Raw genomic sequence first — 19,307 nt, 5'->3', positions numbered from 1 at the left:
AGGGTGGTACCACGGATATTACGTCCGTCCCTTCGGGGACGGGCGATTTTTTTATGTAAAAGGAGCACATCATGGATTACGGTAAGACGTTACATTTGCCTGAAACAGAATTCCCAATGCGCGGCAATTTGCCTAAGCGCGAACCAGAAATTTTAAAGTTCTGGGAAGACAACAAAATTTATCAAAAACGTTTGGAATTGCGTAAAGACGCAAAACCATTCATCTTGCATGATGGCCCTCCATACGCAAATGGTAAATTGCACACCGGTCATGCCCTCAACAAAACGTTGAAGGATATCATCATGAAATACAAGACTATGACTGGTCACTATACACGTTATATCCCTGGTTGGGATACACATGGTTTGCCAATCGAGCATGCGGTTATTAAAAACACTGGTCTTAACCGCCATGAAATGGCTCCATTGGACTTGCGCAACAAATGTAAGGAATATGCATTGGAATGCGTAGAAAACCAAAAACAAGACTTTATTCGTTTTGGTGTATTAGGTGAATGGGAACGCCCTTATTTGACATTGCGCCCTGAGTTCGAAGTAAAACAACTTGGTATCTTCGGCGAAATGGCAAAACGCGGCCATATCTATAAAGGTCTTAAAACTGTATACTGGTGTACTCACTGTGAAACTGCATTGGCAGAGGCAGAAATTGAATACGCTGAGAAAAAATCCTTCTCCATCTACGTAAAATTCCCTTACGTATCCGAGAAAAAGGTGACATTGCCAGCTGGTGTAGATCCAAAACAAGCATATGCTGTTATCTGGACAACTACTCCTTGGACAATGCCTGCCAACGTAGCAATTTCCGTTAACCCTGAGCTTGAATACGGCTGGGTAAAAGTAGGCGACGAATACTACTTGATGGCTACTGAGCTAGTTGATGCAGCTATGAAAGATATCGGCATCGAAGACTACGAAATCGTAAATCGTTTCTCTGGCGCAGACTTAGAATTGGCTGAATTCAAACATCCATTCGTAGAACGCACATCCACTGTATTGTGTGGCGATCATGTAACACTTGAAGCAGGTACTGGTTGCGTACATACAGCTCCTGCACACGGTGAAGACGATTTTAACATCGTTATGCGTTATAACAAGGAAGGTAAAACTGAACTTCCTATAGTATCCCTTGTTAATGAAACTGGTAACTACACTAAACAAGTAGATGACAACCGTTATGGCGATACTGAATTCCCATTGGCTGGCGTAGAAATTCACGATGCAGAAGTGCCTGTAATCAAAATCTTGGCGCACAACAATGCATTGCTTCACAAATCTAGCTTGCGTCACCAATACGCTCACTGCTGGCGTTGTAAAAACCCTGTAATCTACCGTGCCACAGAGCAATGGTTCTCCTCTGTAGATGGTTACCGTCAACAAGCTCTAGATGCGATCGACAATCAAGTACAATGGATTCCTAAATGGGGCCATGACCGTATCTTCAACATGGTTCGCGACCGTGGTGACTGGGTAATTTCCCGTCAACGTATTTGGGGCGTGCCAATTCCTATTTACTATTGTGAAAGCTGCGGCGAGCACATCATCAACGATGATACTATCAAAGCATTACAAGAAAAAGTAGCTGTAGAAGGCTCCGATGCTTGGTGGGCTCACAGTGCAAAAGAATTGTTACCAGAAGGCTTCAAATGTCCTCATTGCGGTCATGATGAGTTCAAAAAAGAAACAGACATCATGGACGTATGGTTTGACTCCGGTTCCTCTTGGTCTGGTGTACTTGAAGTTAACGGCTTAGATGTACCATGTGCTATGTACCTTGAAGGTTCTGACCAACATCGCGGTTGGTTCAACTCTTCCTTGTTAACTGCAGTAGCAACAACTGGTAAAGCACCATACAACTCCGTATTGACTCACGGCTTCGTTGTGGACAGCGAAGGTCGCAAAATGTCTAAATCTGTAGGTAATACAGTGGCACCTAGTGACATCATCGACGTATACGGCGCTGACGTTATGCGTTTGTGGGTATCCTCTGCGGATTACCAAGCAGACGTACGTTTGTCCAAAGACATCGTAAAACAATTATCCGAAGTATATCGTAAAATCCGTAACACATTCCGCTTCTTGCTTGGTAACTTGGATGACTTCAATCCAAATACTGACAAAGTGGCTTACGCAGATATGTCTGAATTCGATAAATGGGCATTGTTGCGCTTAGAAGAAGTACGTCAAAAGGTTACTGAAGCGTACGAAAACTATGAATTCCACATGTTGTACCATGCAATTCATAACTTCTGCACAGTAGACTTGAGCTCCATCTACCTTGATGTAATGAAAGATACTATGTATGCTGAAAGCAAAAACAACGTAGCTCGTCGTTCTGCTCAAACAGCTATGTACGAAATCTTGAAAACATTGGTAGCTATGGTATCTCCTGTACTTTCCTTCACAGCAGAAGAAGTTTGGAAATACATGCCTAAAGAAGAAGGCATGGCTGAATCCGTTATGCTTCAAGATTGGCCACAAGGTCATCCTGAACACTTCAACCAAGAATTGGCTGATAAATGGAATCAATTGTTAGACTTGCGTACATCCGTACAAAAAGCATTGGAACTTGCTCGTCAAAACAAAACAATCGGTCACCCATTGGATGCATCCGTTACAGTATATGCTGAAGGTGCTGCATTCGACGCATTGAACGCTCTTGGTGAAGATGGCTTAGCGAAACTTGTTATCGTATCCGAAGCTCACATCGTAAATGGCTCTGCACCTGCAGAAGCTGTAAAAGACGAAGAAATAGGCGTTGCAACAGTAGTTGCTCCATCTGAACTTGAAAAATGTGAACGCTGCTGGATCCACCGCGATACAGTAGGTCAAGATAGCGAACACCCTACACTTTGCCACCGTTGTGCAGAGGTTGTTAAATCTCTATAATTATAGATAGGAAACAACATAATTTATAGAAACCCTTCTCTAATATTCTTTAGTTCGGTTTGAACTGGGAATGTAGAGAAGGGTTTTTCTATTATGACTGAGTTTCTAAGTCATATTTATGCTAGTTTACAAAATATTAAGAAAATATATAGAATTATGAATTCGTTGTATGCTATCTTTCTCATGAAAATATCTATCATAATTAGTACTTTATTGTTTTCCTCATGAAAAATTAATGTGTAAAAATTTACTCATTTCATATTAAACTTAATATCCTAGTTTAAGATGTTTATAGTTAGTTTAGTTATTGTGCTTATATGAGAAGGAGGAAGAGCAATGGTAGCAACTATCGTTAAAGCAATTTTGGCTGCACTTACTGGTTTAGCAAACGCAATCTTGCCTTTATTCAAATAACAATTTCATTCCCCAGAAAAAAGACCACCCAGCTTGCGGGTGGTCTTTTTCTTATGCCTGAAAATAGAAATCAATTTGTAACATAATGATTTAGAGAATCTTTAAGTGTCGTTTAACTATAAGGCCTTATATTGACTATAGAAGCAAGCATACCTATAATGAAGATTAATTGAACATGAAATGAACGTGAAGAACGGGCAGTGTTGTGTGGTTTTATTTCTTATGCAAAACGAGGGGAGCGTATAAGTCATGAGAAGAAATGTATTCATTAAGGCGTTGGTGTTAGGAACTATAGGATGTGCATTTAGTGCTACAGGTTTTGCAGCAGATGTACAAAATGGACATGGCCAAGGTATTGCAGACTCTACTACAGAAGTAAATGGGGCTAAGCATGAAGCGGTTCGTTCCAATTGGATGGATCGTACGGATATTGCGGTAGGTGTACAGTCTGGAGGTCATTCCAAATTAGATAAAGGTCATTTTTTAACAGATGATCTGAATACCATTTATAATAAGCAATCTGATTACGGCAATCTAACGAAGGCCTATATAGAAACATTACAGCCTATTTCCCATTATGATGAGAACAGTAAAAGTGTTCTGTTTGTACAGGGGCGCATTGGGCGCGGCGGTGAGAAAATAGCGTCGAAAGAAATGCGTGGTTATCTTCTTCCTGAAGTAATAATCAATCGCTATGGACAAACTTCTTATACAAAAATAAATACGGATGAAAAATCATCCGAAACATTAGGGGTTATTGGTACTGTTGGTATTGGATATCGACGCCTTAGTCCAAATGAACATGCCTATGTAGGTGTCAATGCATTCGTAGATCGAGCTTTCACAGGCAATTATAATCGCATTAGCGGTGGTGTAGAGTATGTGAATGGTCTCAACGAAGTGTATGCCAATGTGTATAGAGGCCTTGGTAATAAGGAACTCGTAAAAGGTGGTGGCGGTAATCCATATCCTAAACGGTTGTATCCTAATGGCTATCCAGATACATTCCCTTATAATACGATTCCTAGTGAAAATTATTATACCTACAAAGGTGGTAGAGCACTAGATGGCTATGAAATTGGTTTTGCTAGATCTTTCAAGAATGCTCGCTGGGCTCGTGCCTATGTAAATGGATATCGTTGGAAGGGACATGGATTCGGGCATACACAAGAATATAATTGGGGACGTCCAGGTCATTGGTCTGTGCCGTGGTTTACCGCACGAAATGCAAATCACTATAAGGGCATTAAAATCGGTGCTGAATTACAGTTAACACCACATATATCTTTAGATATTGGGTATAACAATACTAATAATATGTCGAAAGGTATGTATGGCACTCTTAAATATACATTAGGTACATCTAAATTTGCCTTCTGGGGTGGCAAGCATAGTGATGATACGATTACAACAGCTCGCTCTAAAATGCTAGATAAGGTACGTCGTCAAGACATGATTGTAGAGTCCTTTGATGACATTGAATACGATTATTTGGCGCCAATCGATCATCTATAATACCACTATAGTTTAGATTATAGATATTAAATAAGACATGTAATAATAGGGAAGTAATTTATATGAGCAAGACATTAATGATAAAAGCAATGGTTTTAGGTGCTGTAGCATGTGCCGTTAGTGCTACAGGTTTTGCAGCCAATGTAGAAAATGGACATGGCCAAGGTGTTGCAGTTTCTACTACAGAAGTGAATGAAGCTAAACATGAAGCAGTTCGTTCTAGTTGGATGGATCGTACAGATATCGTAGTCGGCGTTGGTATGAAAGATTCGAAAGAGACGCATAGTCAGCACCATTATGTTGGTGAATCATCGATGAGACATGATGATCTAAATACTGTAACTTCGAAAAGTTTAAAATCTACTGAAATCAATAAATTGTATATTGAGACCTTGCAACCTATAACCCATTATGATGAAAATGCTAAAAGCGTTGTCTTTGTACAAGGTCGTATTGGGCGCAGTGGAGAAAAAATTTCATCTTATAAATTAGGTAGTTATTGGGAGCCAGCCAGACCTGCAGGGACGTTTATAACACATGATAAGCAAACAGATAAGAAAGAATCATTAGGAATGAATGCTAATATTGGCATTGGCTATCGTCGTCTTAGCAAAGGTGAACATGCTTATGTTGGTGTTAATGCGTTCTATGACCATGTGTTTAAAGGTGGTTATAAGCGCGTTAGTGGCGGTGTAGAATATGTGGCAGGCCTTAATGAATTTCATGCTAATCTGTACCGAAATCTGGGGACTGATGAAAGAAAATATATAGGACTCCATGGACGTAGTACTGTATTGGGTGATCCTACAGGATTGTATCCATATGGGATGGATCCTGATCAAAGTCTTTATAACTATGGTGTGGTTTCTTATGAAAATCATTGGATGCTATCAGAAAAGGTTGCTGCCAGTGGATTTGATGTAGGATACTCACGGACCTTCAAAAATGCTCGTTGGGCTCGTGTCTATGCAGACTATTATAACTGGCGTGGTAGAGAGGCTGTAAAAGTAGGGTATTATAAATTACCTAAACGCGATGCTATTAAAGGCTTTAAAGTGGGTGCAGAATTCCATATTACACCACATCTTACTCTTGATGCGGGTTATAAAACAGCGTCTCATCATTTGAGTGGTCCTTATGCAACTTTGAAATATACAATCGGTACATCCAAGTTTGCTTGGCGTGGTGGTAAACATAGTGAAAGTGCGATTACAACAGCTCGCTCTAAGATGCTTGATAAGGTACGTCGCAGTGATATGGTTGTACAAGAAACTGTAGAAGAAACTTATGATCATGGCGTTGTCGATGTAGGTTTATAATTTGTAACCAATTAAATTAACCTAGAAAATGGTAATTTGGTGTTGTAGCAATAATTATGTAAGTGAAGGATTATTTTTATATGTATTGTAAAACAAAGTTTAATATACGACTGCTGCTTTGTGTAGCAGCTTGTACGATGTGTTGGTCTATTGCATTAGCAGATAGTGCTAATACAGATACTGCTGCGAAAGTGAATTCTAACAGTTATAAAGATTGGGCTGATAGAACTGATATTTCAGCTAAGTTTCAAACCAATCACAAGCCAATATATGGCATAGAGACATTACAACCTATTGGACATTATGATAATAACTCTAAAAGCGTAGTATTTGTACAAGGCAAGGTTAGTTCTCATGGTGGTGTAAGTCAAATTGCCAATGGGTATGCGAATCATGTTACTCGTAATGCAGGTGGAATTGTATATGAATATGACTTTAATCAATCATTACAATCTATAGGCACGACTGGTAGCGTAGGGATTGGATATAGATGGCTAAGTAAAGGAGAGCATAGCTACGTGGGCATCAATACCTTCTATGATTATGCTTTCAAAGAACATTATAAGCGTGCCAGTTTAGGTGTAGAATATATAACTGGTGAAAATGAATTTTATGCTAATTTCTATAAACCACTAGGACATACCACGTCGTCTCATAGTTTGACTATACGTGACGAAATGATTCCGGCACCTTATAATATGCCAGATACAGACGTTAATGTTGGTGAAAGTCATGAAAAACGAGTTGCCTCTGGATATGATATCGGATATGCGCGAACTTTTAAAAATGCCCGTTATATTCGAGCCTACATTGACCGATATCACTGGAATCATATGAATGGTGAGATTAGAGACATAGAATGGTTTAGTGATGATATTTATAACTATAATATTGCCTTCCCTGTAAATGGTATCTCTAATAATGGTCTTAAGACAGGGGTCAATGTAAATGTGACACCTCATATCTCGGTAGGCCTAGGTTATGATAAATCGTTTGGCCATTCTGGAGAGTTTTATGTACAAACTTTGTATACGCTTGGTAAATCTAAGTTTGCTCTCTTTGGTGGAAAGCATAGTGATAATAGCATGACAACTGCTCGTTCTAAAATGCTCGATAAGATTGAACGACAAGATGTTCAGGCTATGGAACTAAATGGGGACTTCCATGTTCATTACCCTCATGATCATCTATAATAGTTTAGCTTGTTCATAGGTTATAAAAAGGAGCTAGTACATTATGTACTAGCTCTTTTTATGTTATCGGTTATTTCTATTGTAATGCCTTAGGTACGCTGAGTTTTTTCCAGTTGTCTAGTTCAGGAATTTCTAAGGTATTAATCGTTTTTTGAATCCAGTAGTTTAATGATACTTCGTTACCTAAATGTTGTTCAAATAGATAGGTATTACCTGGCGTATCTAGAGGGTTTCCATCTTTGTCGATAGAGTGGCGTACGGATTCTTTTAGATAGAGTTGAACTCTAAATGGATTTGCGTGATTGCCTCTGAAAATGAAATAGGATGGGCCAATAAAGTCATGAGTACGGACATTAATTTGTTCGTATTTTTTGTCTTTTAAGCCTTGTAGTGCAGTTTGTATCATGGCGTTAGCATCGTCGTATTCTTCAAGTAGGAATGCTTGTTGATCTACATCGAGTACATAATGCCAAGTCGGCTTTTCCTCGTTCGTTTTGATGGACCAGTTGTCTCCTAATATAGGCAATTGGTGCGTATCGTAGAGGTCTTTTAATAGCTGAATGGCATTCTCTTTCTTGAGCAGTGCTCGGTAAATGGTCTCTTGACCTTCTGATGGGTCATAACCATGGAGTCTGACTTGGTACATATCACGTAGCATACGCTTTACATCTAGCTTAAAAATGTTGCGTAGCTTATCTGGAACGGATAGGAAATGATTGTAAAAGCTTAGCTTCATTTCGTCTTGTGATGTTAAGGCGTGCTCAATGGTTTGCCAATCATATAAGGTAGTATCCCATAAGAAGTCATCCATGTTTACAGATAAGCGAGCTGCATTTTGAGGCCATTCAGTGTGACCAGGCCGTACTGTTGAGGTAGACTCTGTAAAGCCCTCTTTATAGTGCCAATGGCCATCTATTTCTTCGAAGGCTGCTAAGCGCTCTTCTGCTTCATTATCGATAGGGATATCCTTCAGCTCTTCATCAAGGTTTGCCTTGTGAGATAGTATATATTGATGAGACTCTTCGTAATAGGCTACAGCGGCATCTAAATCCGGTTTGCCTGTGACATAGCCTTTTTCATAGGCATACCCTAAGGCAACTCGCGTTAAAGCTCGTGTAATATCATAGAAGAGAACACGATCTTCCTCTTCTAATGCGCGCTTTTCCTCATCTAGTACACGTGTTAAGGATTGTACACCGAAACGTATATTTTTCGTTACCCCTAAGCCATGGATTCGCATATAACCAATATATGGTAAGGAGAACATAAAACGCTCTTTTGTGGCTGCCATGTGTGTTAAGTCTGCAATGAGACCCCAGTCGAGAGGAAGGTGGCCTATGTGGAAAATATAACCGAAGGCCGCTTGCAATGCAGCATAGCCGGCGTCGCTAAAATGCTTAGTAGCTGCGCGACGGTAGAGGCCGATTGCTTTTACAGGATTATACGGAATTAGGCGGCGTAGTTCTTTCGTATCATAAAAGTGATAGTAATAATCCGCTAATTCGGCTGTGCTTTCAGCTTGGCCCAAGGCGGCACCTTTCGTGAACCATGTGAAAGCATCCTCAAATTTTCCATGTTCGTGACAGTCTAGGCCCGTGTAGAGCATCATGGTTGGATTACCTAGCTCAGCAGCCGTTAACGCTACGCGGCGGGCGTTATCAAAATCGCCTTCGTCGATATAAATGTTTCGTAGATTGCCTTGGAACATGGCGAGCCCGTTATCGAGCGCTTTGTTAAACCATTCCTTGGCGAGTTTAGTAGCATTTTCCTGTAATGTTTCGTTGGAAACAGTACCTTGTAAGGCTATAAGGCGTTCCTGTATAGAACCCTTTTGCAAGCTCTGTTGGATACGTTTCGCCAAACTTAGGCGCGGCGGTGTAATCATATCCCTCGCAAGGCTAATACGATTGTCATCACGCCAGAAAAAGACATTGCCTATAATGTATTGGCAAAAAGCATCACCTTGCTTGGCATGGTCATAAACGATACGAAATGCATCATCAAAGGATATTAACATATCTTTTTCAACAGTAGGGGTAATGGTTCCATTGATACGTAATGCTTGTAATGTACCGATAGGACTACAACGGCGAATGCTATCGTGCAAGCATTGATAAGTGCGCATATTGTTTTCTGGGAAGTTTGATTCCTCCCATGTAAATCGTGGCCCTGCGTAAATACGAGCCAATAAAGCATATGCATCAGCTATTTCTCGAGCCTCTGGATCATTGGCAATTTTTAATACGTCCTCTTTGGTGTCGATTTCGTTTTCCAGCGACGTAGTCATATCGTTTCTTAGCGCTCGATGATTCGGCTGTTCAGGACTATGCTGATTATTTACAATCAGCTCTAATTGGCGCAAACCTTCTTGGGCCATTTCTTGATTGTATGATTTAAAAATCATGTGGAAGACCTTTTGTAGGCGTTCCGTAAAGTACTGTGCCATAAGGCCTCCTTTAATTAGTTACATTTACTATAGAATACGTATTTATTATATAACGAACGCGAGGGACCGTGAAAGAGGAAAAACCCCTCTGAAGTCTTTCAGAGGGGTCATATTTATCCTAGTTCATAGGGATAGATATTATTTTTTGTTGTAATCGCCGAACCATTTGTCGTAGATTTTTTGGTAAGTGCCGTCTTCTTTAAGTTCTTTAAGAGCTTTATTAACAGCTTCTTGTAAAGCTTTGTTGCCTTTTTTCATGCCAAGAACTGTACCTTCAGCTTTAGTAGGTTCGCCTACGAGTTTAAGGTCTTTGTCAGCACCTTGTTTAAGGTAGTACATAGCCACTGCGTTATCGATGATAGCACCGTCGATTGTACCAGCTTTCAATTCCATGAAGATATTAGCATTGGAATCAATTTGTTTTACTGTTGTATTAGGGATTTTTTGAGCCATTTCAACAGGGATAGTACCGATTTGAGCACCTACAGTATGACCTGCTAATTCATCCATGTTATGGATTGTTGTGTTGTCTTTACGAACAACTGTGATGAAACCACCTTGGTCGAAGTATACATCGGAGAAGTCCAATGCTTTTTCACGTTCAGGTGTAGCATTGATACCTGCTGCGATCATGTCGATATCGCCAGATTGAACTGCTGGAATCAAAGCATCGAAGCCCATGGATTTGAATTCCATTTTTAAACCTAATTTTTTAGCAATTGCTTCGGACAAATCAACGTCGAAACCAACGTATTTGTCGCCTTCAGTAAATTCGAATGGTGGGAATGTAGTTTCAGAACCTACACGCAATACACCTTCTTGTTGTGTCATTTTTGGTTTGTCATTGCCACAACCAGCCAATAAACCCATTGCTGCTACCGCTACGAGGGCGATGGCTGTCAACTTTTTGAACTTAAACATAGAAACCTCCTCAAACATCCATATACATGGTTTATCAAATTCTGTTTATATTGTACGGAATTTTACAATAATAGGCAATAACATTGTATAATTAAGAGTAAACGAGTTTTATATTTATCATTATATTTAAAATTTTTATTTAAGATGGCTCTCTCTTAGGCCATACTTTATAGTAATATAACATTTTCTGTTTTAGGTTGTAGAGCATCCTCATTCTTTACAGTCATTGGCGTATATACATGGAGGCACTATGTCCCTTACAAATACTTTTTCTGATCTTTGTAAAAGCTTCGCACCTGATGCGTTTACCATCAATTATACATTAGCTAAGAATCCTGAACTGTCCAGTCATGAATTTGAGTCCGTTAAAACGATCGGCGCCGTGCTTAAAAAACATGGCATGGATGTAACCTATGAATTCTGTAACTTGCCAACAGCGTTCAAGGCTTCTGCTGTGAAAGTAGATAATCCAAAAGGTCGTTTGGCAATTTTATGTGAATATGATGCACTCCCTGAAGTAGGCCATGCATGTGGTCACTCTGCTAGTGGTTCTATGAGCGTTCTGGCAGCATTAACACTCCGCAAAATGCAACAAGACGGCGTTGCTTTCAATATGGACATCGATATCATCGGTACACCTGATGAAGAAGCCACAGGTTGCAAGGTGGATATGTGTAACGCAGGGGTGTTTAAAGACTATGATTTTGCCATCATGGTTCATCTTGATGGGGAAGAAACACGCCCTAATTCACAATTCTTGGCCCTCGACTGTTTCCGCGCTCGCTATCATGGTAAACCAGCCCATGCGGCTGGTGAGCCTTGGAATGGTATCAATGCGGTAAACGGTGTGCAACTCGCTATTCATGCGATGGATATGATGCGTCAACAAGTACGTCCTGAAAGCCGTATTGGTACATGGATCATTGCCGGTGGCACTGCATCTAATGTCATTCCTGACTTTGGCGAATTAGAGGTGACCGTGCGTCACACTGAACGTGAATATTTAAATGGTCTATCTGAACAAATTAAAAAAATCTTTGAAGGGGCCGCTCTCTGTACAGGCACTACTGTAGATGTAGAGTTTTACGGTAACCCTTATGATGATATGAACCAAAACCATAGAGGCACCGTTCTCATTGAAAACGTAATGTCTGATATGGGTATTGATTTCAAGCCAGGCCCAGCAGATATTGGGGGCAGTTCAGACATTGGTAATGTTAGCTATCAATGTGCTGCCTTCCATCCTAAATTACGCCTTGCAGGTGAAGACAAGGTGTGTCACTCTAAAGAATTCGCTGCGGCTATGCTAGAATCTACCATTGAACAAACCATTGTGGACGGTGCTAATATCATAGGCCGTACCTTGTTACGATTGGTAGAAAATCCAGCTGTATTAGAAGAAATCGTTGCTGAATTTAATGCATCTAAATAAAGCGTTTTCTATATCTATTAGGATGGCTGTAATAGTGTAGGTAGAATTCGTGGTCTTTTTCAGATCTATTAATGATGGATGATAATGAGATATTTCCGTTTATGAAGCTCTGAATTTTGGTGAAATAGGCTCCTAACTCACGTTCGTGATAATAGAGCGTCCAGACTACGTTATTCCCAGCAATGACTGGGATATACTTAAATTCAAGAAATTCAAATAAACTGGCTATGGTGATATCATCTGGAACGACAAATTCCTCCCGATGATGATTCATATCATCGCCTGCACAAACTGCATCTCGATCTATTATGATGCGCATATGATTTCACTTCCTATCTATGTTGATTACTATTTACGTATTTTTATAGAGATATTTAGGCCGGGATTACTTTACATTTTAATTCTATATTTCAATCCCTAAATTTCAATCGTTATATTTTTGTTTATATATACGTCTAAGTATTACTGTACTACTGATTTACAATAATATCTATCCATTTATATACCGTATTAAAGGAGGCTTTATGTCCTCAACTGAAACATTACAAATTAAAAATTACATAGGTCTCACCGGTGATAAACCCATCCGATTCATTGCATCCGATGTAGATGGCACATTGGTTAACGATGCGAAAGCAATTCCTGAAGAGGCCATCGAGGCGATTCGTGCTGCTCGTGAAAGCGGCATTCGCGTAGCCATCGCTTCTGGTCGTGCTTGGAATGAGATGAACGATGTCATCGAAAAACTGCCATGTTTACGCTATTTTATGTGTACTAATGGTGCTTATGTAATGGATAAGGAAGAAAAACGTTCGCTGTTCCATGTTACCTTTGATAAAGAACAAGCATTATATTTATTACGTAAACTCTTAACCTATGGCGTTTATGTAGAGGCCTATGTGAAAGATAAAATCTATGGCATGTATCCACCATCTCGTTGCATTACACCGGAACGCTTAGGTGCATGCTTAGATGAACGTAAGGAAGGTAATGATAGTGATGCAAAGAGTTCCCATAGCGTAATGGACAATCATATACCTTCTGATACAGAAAAACATTTGCCAGGTGAAACGCATGATCACTATGCTTTAGCCGAAGGTGATGCAGCGGCACATGAAAATATGTCTGAGTGTGAAGTGGAACAGTCTAATTTCTTCTTTAGACCTAATATCCGTCCATTTATCTTGGCAACACGTACGATGGTACCCGATTTATTAGCTCATATGGAAGCCTTAGACGAAGGCCCTGAAAAGATGCAAATCTTTTACGGCGATGAGCCTATGCGCCAAAGAATCTTACAAGATTTGCGTGATGAATATCAAGGTATGTCTCATGATGGTACGGGTCGTGAACGCTTTTATGATGTACTGCTCTCTAGTGAAGGTAATCTCGAATTCGTACTACCACATACCACAAAGGGGACCGCTGTAGAAGCACTGGCAAATCACTGGAAATTTAGTCCCGATGAAGTCATGACCTTAGGGGATAGTGAAAACGACCTATCCATGCTGCGTTTTGCAGGTGCTAGCGTAGCTATGGGTAATGGGAAGCCAAATATTAAAGAAGCAGCGCGTTATGTGACGACCGATAATAACCATCATGGCGTGGCTAAAGCAATCTACTCCGCTATTGCGTACAATAATGAATTACTAAAAAACAGTAATCATACCTCAAATTAGAAATACTACCAGTTAAAAGTAAATCTTTCTAATTTGGATTGTGTTCGATATGTGTAAATCTGAGATACTACCAGTTAAAAGTAAATCTTTCTAATTTGGATTGTGCTCGATATGTGCAAATCTGAGATACTACCAGTTAAAAGTAAATCTTTCTAATTTGGATTGTGCTCGATATGTGTAAATTAGAGATACTACCAGTTAAAAGTAAATCTTTCTAATTTGGATTGTGTTCGATATGTGTAAATTTGAGATACCACCAGTTAAAAATAAATACTTTTAACTGGTAGTATCTGAAAAAACTATATATATTTGTTTGTCGGTTTGTATTCCAATCGGTTTTATAGTGAGGCATTGCTCGAAAGTGTATTACAGGTAATACATTGCTTTAGCTGATGTTAGAGCGAATGCTAAGTTAGTTTTTTAAACCCATAGGAGGTGATGTAGAATGGGAAATCTAAAGTTTAATATAGATGATACTTGTGTTAAGTGTGGTGCGTGTGCGGTAGATTGTCCTGTTCAATGCATTACCCAAGGGGATACTCGGTTTAACATAGGTAAAGGTTGTATCGGATGTGGCGATTGTTATTCCATCTGTCCTGTAGGAGCTGTAAAGATGTCTAAACGTGAGCCTGAGAAAGAATAGTCTCTTGAAAGATTAGAGTCTCTTACAGGGCATCTCATTGTATTGAGTTTTGTATAGAGTAAAACTAAAATCCGAACATTAAAATATTAATCATAAATTTCATACGGAATATATGGAGTCCATATACTTCGTATGGTATAATGAAATGTAATGAAATTTAGCGTTTTGCTCGAGAAAACGCACCGCCAGTACAGAAATGTAAGGGTATTAAAAAATAGTGAATATACTTTCACAAATAGATGCATATGGAGGAAGGCATGGAAAACAAGGAATTTGTTATTGTTGTTGACTTTGGTGGTCAATATAATCAATTGATCGCGCGCCGTGTTCGTGAAAATCACGTATACTGCGAAGTATATCCATACAACAAAGCGCTGGACAAAATTAAAGAATTAAAACCGCAAGGTATCATCTTCACAGGTGGCCCTAACAGCGTGTATGAAGAAAACTCTCCAAAAATCGAAAAAGAGATTTTTGAACTTGGTATTCCAGTTCTTGGCATGTGCTATGGTATGCAATTTATGGCGCATACATTGGGTGGCGAAGTTAAATCTGCTGACAACCGTGAGTTTGGTAAAACACCTACTAAAGTGGACACTACATCTCCATTGTTCAAAGGCTTGGACGAAGACCAAGTTGTTTGGATGTCCCACGTTGACTATGTAGCAAAAGTTCCTGAAGGGTTCGAAATCATTGCGCATACAAAAGACTGCCCTGTTGCATCTATGCAAAATAAAGAACGCAAATTATACGCTATGCAATATCATGCAGAAGTATTGCATACTGAACATGGTAAAGAAATGCTTCACAACTTCTTGTATGAAGTATGCGGCTTCACAGGCACATGGACAATGGCAAACTATGCAAAAACTGCTATTGATGAAATCCGTAACACTGTAGGCGATGGCAAAGTATTGTTAGCATTGTCTGGCGGTGTAGACAGCTCCGTTGCGGCAGCTCTTATTTCTAAAGCTGTTGGCGACCAATTGACTTGTATCTTTGTTGACCATGGTTTAATGCGTAAAAACGAAGGCGACGAAGTTGAAGCAGCTTTCAAAGATTCCGGCATGCATTTCATCCGCGTCGATGCAGAAAAACGCTTCTTAGATAAATTGGCTGGCCTTGAAGATCCAGAAGCTAAACGTAAAGCTATCGGTGAAGAATTCATCCGCGTATTTGAAGACGAAGGTCGTAAAATCGGCTCCGTTGACTTCTTGGCTCAAGGTACAATCTACCCTGACGTTATTGAGTCCGGTACTGGCGAAGCAGAAGTTATCAAATCTCACCACAACGTAGGCGGCTTGCCTGCAGTTGTAGACTTCAAAGGCCTTATCGAACCATTGCGTAATCTCTTCAAAGACGAAGTACGTGAACTTGGTTCTGAATTAGGTTTGGCTGATTACCTCGTATGGCGTCAACCATTCCCAGGTCCTGGTCTTGCTATTCGCGTAATGGGCGAAATCACGAAAGATAAACTCGACATCTTGCGTGATGCGGACTACATCTTCCGTGATGAAATTGCTAAAGCTGGTCTTGATCGCGACATCAACCAATACTTTGCAGTATTAACATCTACACGTACTGTAGGCGTTATGGGTGACTTCCGTACATATGATTACACATTGGCGTTGCGTGGCGTAACAACAACAGACTTCATGACTGCTGACTGGGCGCGCATCCCTTACGACGTGTTGGACACAATCTCCCGTCGTATCGTAAACGAAGTACAACACATCAACCGTATCGTGTACGATATTACATCTAAACCACCTGCTACAATTGAGTGGGAATAAAAATTAGAACAACATAGTATTTGAAGAATACATATACAAAGGCCTTTCATCGTTATGGTGAGAGGCCTTTTGTGAAAGTAGTAGTTGTTCTAATTTATTTTTTCTATTTTGTTGTTACTAGTAGATATCTTTAAGGAAATAAGGGTATGGAAACCATAAAAGAACTTTTAGATAGTGACATATATTTAGATATTATAAAAGAACTAGGAGTCGACAACTTTTATAAAGATTACCAAAGTGTTGAAATAGAAGAGCTAAAAAATAGATTGAAACAAAGACAATTCTTACTAGAAGGCTTTAATTGTAAGGTGCTTTCAGAAAAAGAGATGGTGCAGTTTTACGAGCAAATGATAGAAGCATATGGAAAAGATATTATCGTTTGGTCTAAAAAGTTTTTGCAATATAGCGACGATACTATTGAGGAGTATCCTGATGGAGAATTTCCAAAAGGAGAGGAAATATCTGAGGAGGATGTATCAACTACAATTGAAATAGGAAAATATTCTAAAACGAGTATTGCTTTGTATATAATTGAGTTCGATCTTTTGAAGAATCATCAAGAGATAGTAGCTGACTATTATAAAAGATTGGACATTCCTCGGGCTGCGAAATATGCAAAAGACATGATAGCATTTTATAAAGAGGTTTTTACTTTAGGTATTTAAATATTAATGATTGAGGGCTGTTTTGTTACAGCCCCTTTTATGTTATACAAAAAAATTGGTATACTGATTTTAAGTTATAGATTTTGGTTTAAACAGTTGTTTGAAAATAGAGGTCCTATGAAAACGACAAGATCTTTTGGCGAGTATCCCCAATATTCTCTCCATGATGCAAGGGTCCAAAAAATAGCATACGCAGATGGTAATTTAACTTTTACCTTTGATTATATTTTTTCTTATGAGAATGGTGTTGAACAAACTCATAAGGCCAAGATTGTATTTGAGAAATGTGATGTTGATGATCTAGAAATTCTTGTCTTTAATAGTACAATATTAGATACTTTCACAGGTAAAAGAATTGAGTTACCTCAGTATCAGCAGGAGTATAGTGAAAGTGAGTTCGAGGTCATTACAGAGACTTATAACTGGGGGCGAGCTGTACTCCAGGGTTGGTTGTGGACTGAAGGGAATCCCGTACATTGTATAATGAACATATACTTTACAGGTGATATGGTATATGTAGTTGATGAGGCTTGAAATGAGCGATTTAGATTTTACTATTTGCTGTACAGTTACTTTCTTCAGCAAGAAGAGGAGAACTATACCGAATTTGAATAATGGAAAGTATTGTCCTCATCTTGTTATAAAGGGCTCTGAACAGCTGTTAGGTGTAAACTTTATTGATGGTGAGGATGTTATCTTTGGTAAACAAATACGAGCTAATGCGTTGCCACTGTATGAAACTGCAGATTATTCGGCCCTGCAAGCGGGTACAGAGTTCCTTATCATAGAAGGCAGCAATATTGTTGGTGAAGGAATTGTAAAAGAAATCTTTCAACATAAAACGTATGGGAGTAAATAACTATGGGATATAAAAATGTATGTATCAACTGCAGGCTCTCCTTGTCGGAGGGCACAAACTACGAGTTGTTTAATACAAATAAAACCTGTCCCACATGTAAAGGTAAGATGTACTTTGTGAACGAGAAGTTCAAAGCCCCTAAAAAATCTAATGACAAAGATTGGAAGATTATCGAGTATTTGTTGTTGAGCGGCTATGACTTCCGTAATCCTTATTGTGGACATGAGCAATGTATTTATTTTGAGTTTCCTAAGAACCTGCAAGAAGCAGAGGCGTTTATTCGTGAGATGAGAACGTTAAAGTAATTATTTGGAGGAGCTTTTATGGCGATTACGTATACAGAAGAACGAAATTTTACGCCTCAGCAAGTGGCAGATTTATTTCTATCTGTTCGTTGGGTGGTGGGCAAGTATCCAGATCGATTACATAAGGCTCTTATGAATTCATCTCGTGTGATTAGCGCTTGGGATGACGATCGTTTAGTTGGTCTTATTCGCGTCATGGATGACAGCGAATTGGTGTGTTTCATCAATTATGTACTGGTTCATCCTGAGTATCATGGCCAAGGTATTGCTGGTCATTTGTTAGAAATGGTGAAAGAGGCTTACAAGTCTTACTTGTACATTAATGTTATGATTGGTGATAGCAAGAATGCACCATTTTACGAGAAGCATGGCTTTAAAATTAAAGAAGATTCATTGCCGATGCAGTATCGGAACGTACCTAAATATACAAAAAGATAAGTGGTCGGATAATCTGTATAGCAAGTAAGTGGTCAAATTGTTAATAAAAGGCTACACGTACATAGCGTTACGTGTAGCCTTTGTTATGTAAAACAGTATATACTAAAACAGATATGTAGATACGATGGAGAAGGATATGGATATTTTAATACGAAAAGCGACAACTGCTGATTTAGATTTAGTGACACATATAGAAGCGACTTGTTTCCCGCTTGCTGAAGCGGCGCCTCGTGAGGCTTTTAAGGAACGATTAGATCATTATGCAGGTCAGTTTTTAATTGCCTTTGACGGCGATACACCTATTGGTTTTATAGATGGTTTTGTAACGGATGATGAAGTCTTGACGGATGAGATGTTCGCCGATGCTTCGCTGCATAATCCCAATGGCGCATGGCAGATGATATTTGGTCTAAATACAATGCCAGAATACCGCAATCGTGGTGTAGGTGGTCAGTTAATAGAGGCCTTTATCGACCTTGCGAGAGAGGAAAAACGTAAAGGCGTTATTCTAACCTGTAAGGAAGAAAAGATTCATTATTACGCCAAGTTTGGCTTTGTCAATGAAGGTGAGTCTGAGTCTGATCACGGCGGTGCTAAATGGTACCAAATGCGGATTGTATTTTAGGTGCGTAGAAATGAGTAGGAATTAACTATTTATGGTTTTACAATAAAATTGAATATTAATAGTTCAGATAATAAAAGAAGCTGAAATCTTGCAGGGTAGCATTGATTTCAGCTTCTTTTTTGTTGGGAAAAATATGTATTTTTGAAGGAGTCTA

Annotated in this window: 17 protein-coding genes; 14 read left to right on the top strand and 3 right to left on the bottom strand. The window is 39.3% G+C overall.

What is annotated here, in order from left to right; all coding sequences use genetic code 11:
* Positions 1-71: 71 nt before the first annotated feature.
* From ileS to MOQ65_RS07485, 4 genes are all read left to right on the top strand, one after another.
* Positions 72-2,906 (top strand): isoleucine--tRNA ligase, encoded by a 2,835-nt coding sequence (gene ileS, locus MOQ65_RS07500; RefSeq protein ID WP_257847160.1) that lies wholly within the window; start codon positions 72-74, stop codon positions 2,904-2,906.
* 663 nt (positions 2,907-3,569) lie between these two features.
* Positions 3,570-4,835, top strand: a complete 1,266-nt coding sequence (locus MOQ65_RS07495; RefSeq protein ID WP_257847159.1) for an inverse autotransporter beta domain-containing protein — start codon at positions 3,570-3,572, stop codon at positions 4,833-4,835.
* A gap of 62 nt (positions 4,836-4,897) precedes the next feature.
* Positions 4,898-6,154, top strand: a complete 1,257-nt coding sequence (locus MOQ65_RS07490) for an inverse autotransporter beta domain-containing protein (RefSeq protein ID WP_257847158.1) — start codon at positions 4,898-4,900, stop codon at positions 6,152-6,154.
* 80 nt (positions 6,155-6,234) lie between these two features.
* Complete coding sequence (locus tag MOQ65_RS07485; RefSeq protein WP_257847157.1) at positions 6,235-7,347, top strand: inverse autotransporter beta domain-containing protein; 1,113 nt, start codon at positions 6,235-6,237, stop codon at positions 7,345-7,347.
* Positions 7,348-7,423: 76 nt separating this feature from the next.
* Here the strand turns inward: MOQ65_RS07485 and MOQ65_RS07480 are convergent, their stop codons facing one another.
* Positions 7,424-9,793 carry a tetratricopeptide repeat protein gene (locus MOQ65_RS07480; protein WP_257847156.1) on the bottom strand — a complete coding sequence of 790 codons (2,370 nt, stop codon included), beginning with the start codon at positions 9,791-9,793 and terminating at the stop codon, positions 7,424-7,426.
* A gap of 138 nt (positions 9,794-9,931) precedes the next feature.
* Entirely contained in the window at positions 9,932-10,714 is a 783-nt protein-coding gene (locus tag MOQ65_RS07475) for a basic amino acid ABC transporter substrate-binding protein (protein WP_105094582.1), read from the bottom strand.
* 250 nt (positions 10,715-10,964) lie between these two features.
* Between MOQ65_RS07475 and MOQ65_RS07470 the strand changes: the two genes are divergently transcribed.
* Complete coding sequence (locus tag MOQ65_RS07470) at positions 10,965-12,146, top strand: amidohydrolase (protein ID WP_257847155.1); 1,182 nt, start codon at positions 10,965-10,967, stop codon at positions 12,144-12,146.
* On the opposite strand, the gene MOQ65_RS07465 is transcribed toward MOQ65_RS07470, so the two are convergent.
* On the bottom strand, positions 12,139-12,465 hold the full coding sequence (locus tag MOQ65_RS07465) for a hypothetical protein (RefSeq protein WP_257847154.1): 327 nt from the start codon (positions 12,463-12,465) through the stop codon (positions 12,139-12,141). The genes MOQ65_RS07470 and MOQ65_RS07465 overlap by 8 nt on opposite strands.
* Positions 12,466-12,670: 205 nt before the next feature.
* Here MOQ65_RS07465 and MOQ65_RS07460 point away from each other — a divergent pair, with 205 nt between their 5' ends.
* The 9 genes from MOQ65_RS07460 (at position 12,671) to MOQ65_RS07420 (ending at position 19,153) form a co-directional block, all read left to right on the top strand.
* Positions 12,671-13,825, top strand: coding sequence for an HAD family hydrolase (locus MOQ65_RS07460; protein WP_257847153.1), 1,155 nt, complete (start codon positions 12,671-12,673; stop codon positions 13,823-13,825).
* A 445-nt stretch (positions 13,826-14,270) separates the two neighbouring features.
* Positions 14,271-14,468, top strand: coding sequence for a 4Fe-4S dicluster domain-containing protein (locus MOQ65_RS07455; protein ID WP_257847152.1), 198 nt, complete (start codon positions 14,271-14,273; stop codon positions 14,466-14,468).
* Positions 14,469-14,725: 257 nt separating this feature from the next.
* Positions 14,726-16,261: a glutamine-hydrolyzing GMP synthase gene (gene guaA, locus MOQ65_RS07450; RefSeq protein ID WP_039969514.1), complete on the top strand. Its 1,536-nt coding sequence runs from the start codon at positions 14,726-14,728 to the stop codon at positions 16,259-16,261.
* Positions 16,262-16,407: 146 nt separating this feature from the next.
* Positions 16,408-16,926, top strand: coding sequence for a hypothetical protein (locus tag MOQ65_RS07445; RefSeq protein ID WP_257847151.1), 519 nt, complete (start codon positions 16,408-16,410; stop codon positions 16,924-16,926).
* A gap of 117 nt (positions 16,927-17,043) precedes the next feature.
* Positions 17,044-17,460, top strand: coding sequence for a hypothetical protein (locus MOQ65_RS07440; RefSeq protein ID WP_257847150.1), 417 nt, complete (start codon positions 17,044-17,046; stop codon positions 17,458-17,460).
* A gap of 1 nt (position 17,461) precedes the next feature.
* The gene (locus MOQ65_RS07435; RefSeq protein WP_257847149.1) at positions 17,462-17,785 is read left to right on the top strand and encodes a hypothetical protein; all 324 of its coding nucleotides are present in this window, start codon (positions 17,462-17,464) and stop codon (positions 17,783-17,785) included.
* A 107-nt stretch (positions 17,786-17,892) separates the two neighbouring features.
* Positions 17,893-18,090 carry a hypothetical protein gene (locus MOQ65_RS07430; RefSeq protein ID WP_257847148.1) on the top strand — a complete coding sequence of 66 codons (198 nt, stop codon included), beginning with the start codon at positions 17,893-17,895 and terminating at the stop codon, positions 18,088-18,090.
* 18 nt (positions 18,091-18,108) lie between these two features.
* Positions 18,109-18,528, top strand: a complete 420-nt coding sequence (locus MOQ65_RS07425; protein ID WP_257847147.1) for a GNAT family N-acetyltransferase — start codon at positions 18,109-18,111, stop codon at positions 18,526-18,528.
* A 136-nt stretch (positions 18,529-18,664) separates the two neighbouring features.
* Entirely contained in the window at positions 18,665-19,153 is a 489-nt protein-coding gene (locus MOQ65_RS07420) for a GNAT family N-acetyltransferase (protein ID WP_257847146.1), read from the top strand.
* Positions 19,154-19,307 lie beyond the last annotated feature (154 nt).

Source organism: Veillonella faecalis (assembly GCF_024677885.1).
GTDB lineage: Bacteria > Bacillota > Negativicutes > Veillonellales > Veillonellaceae > Veillonella > Veillonella nakazawae.
Note: the sequence above shows the minus strand (reverse complement) of the source record. Positions and strands in the feature narration are given on the sequence as shown.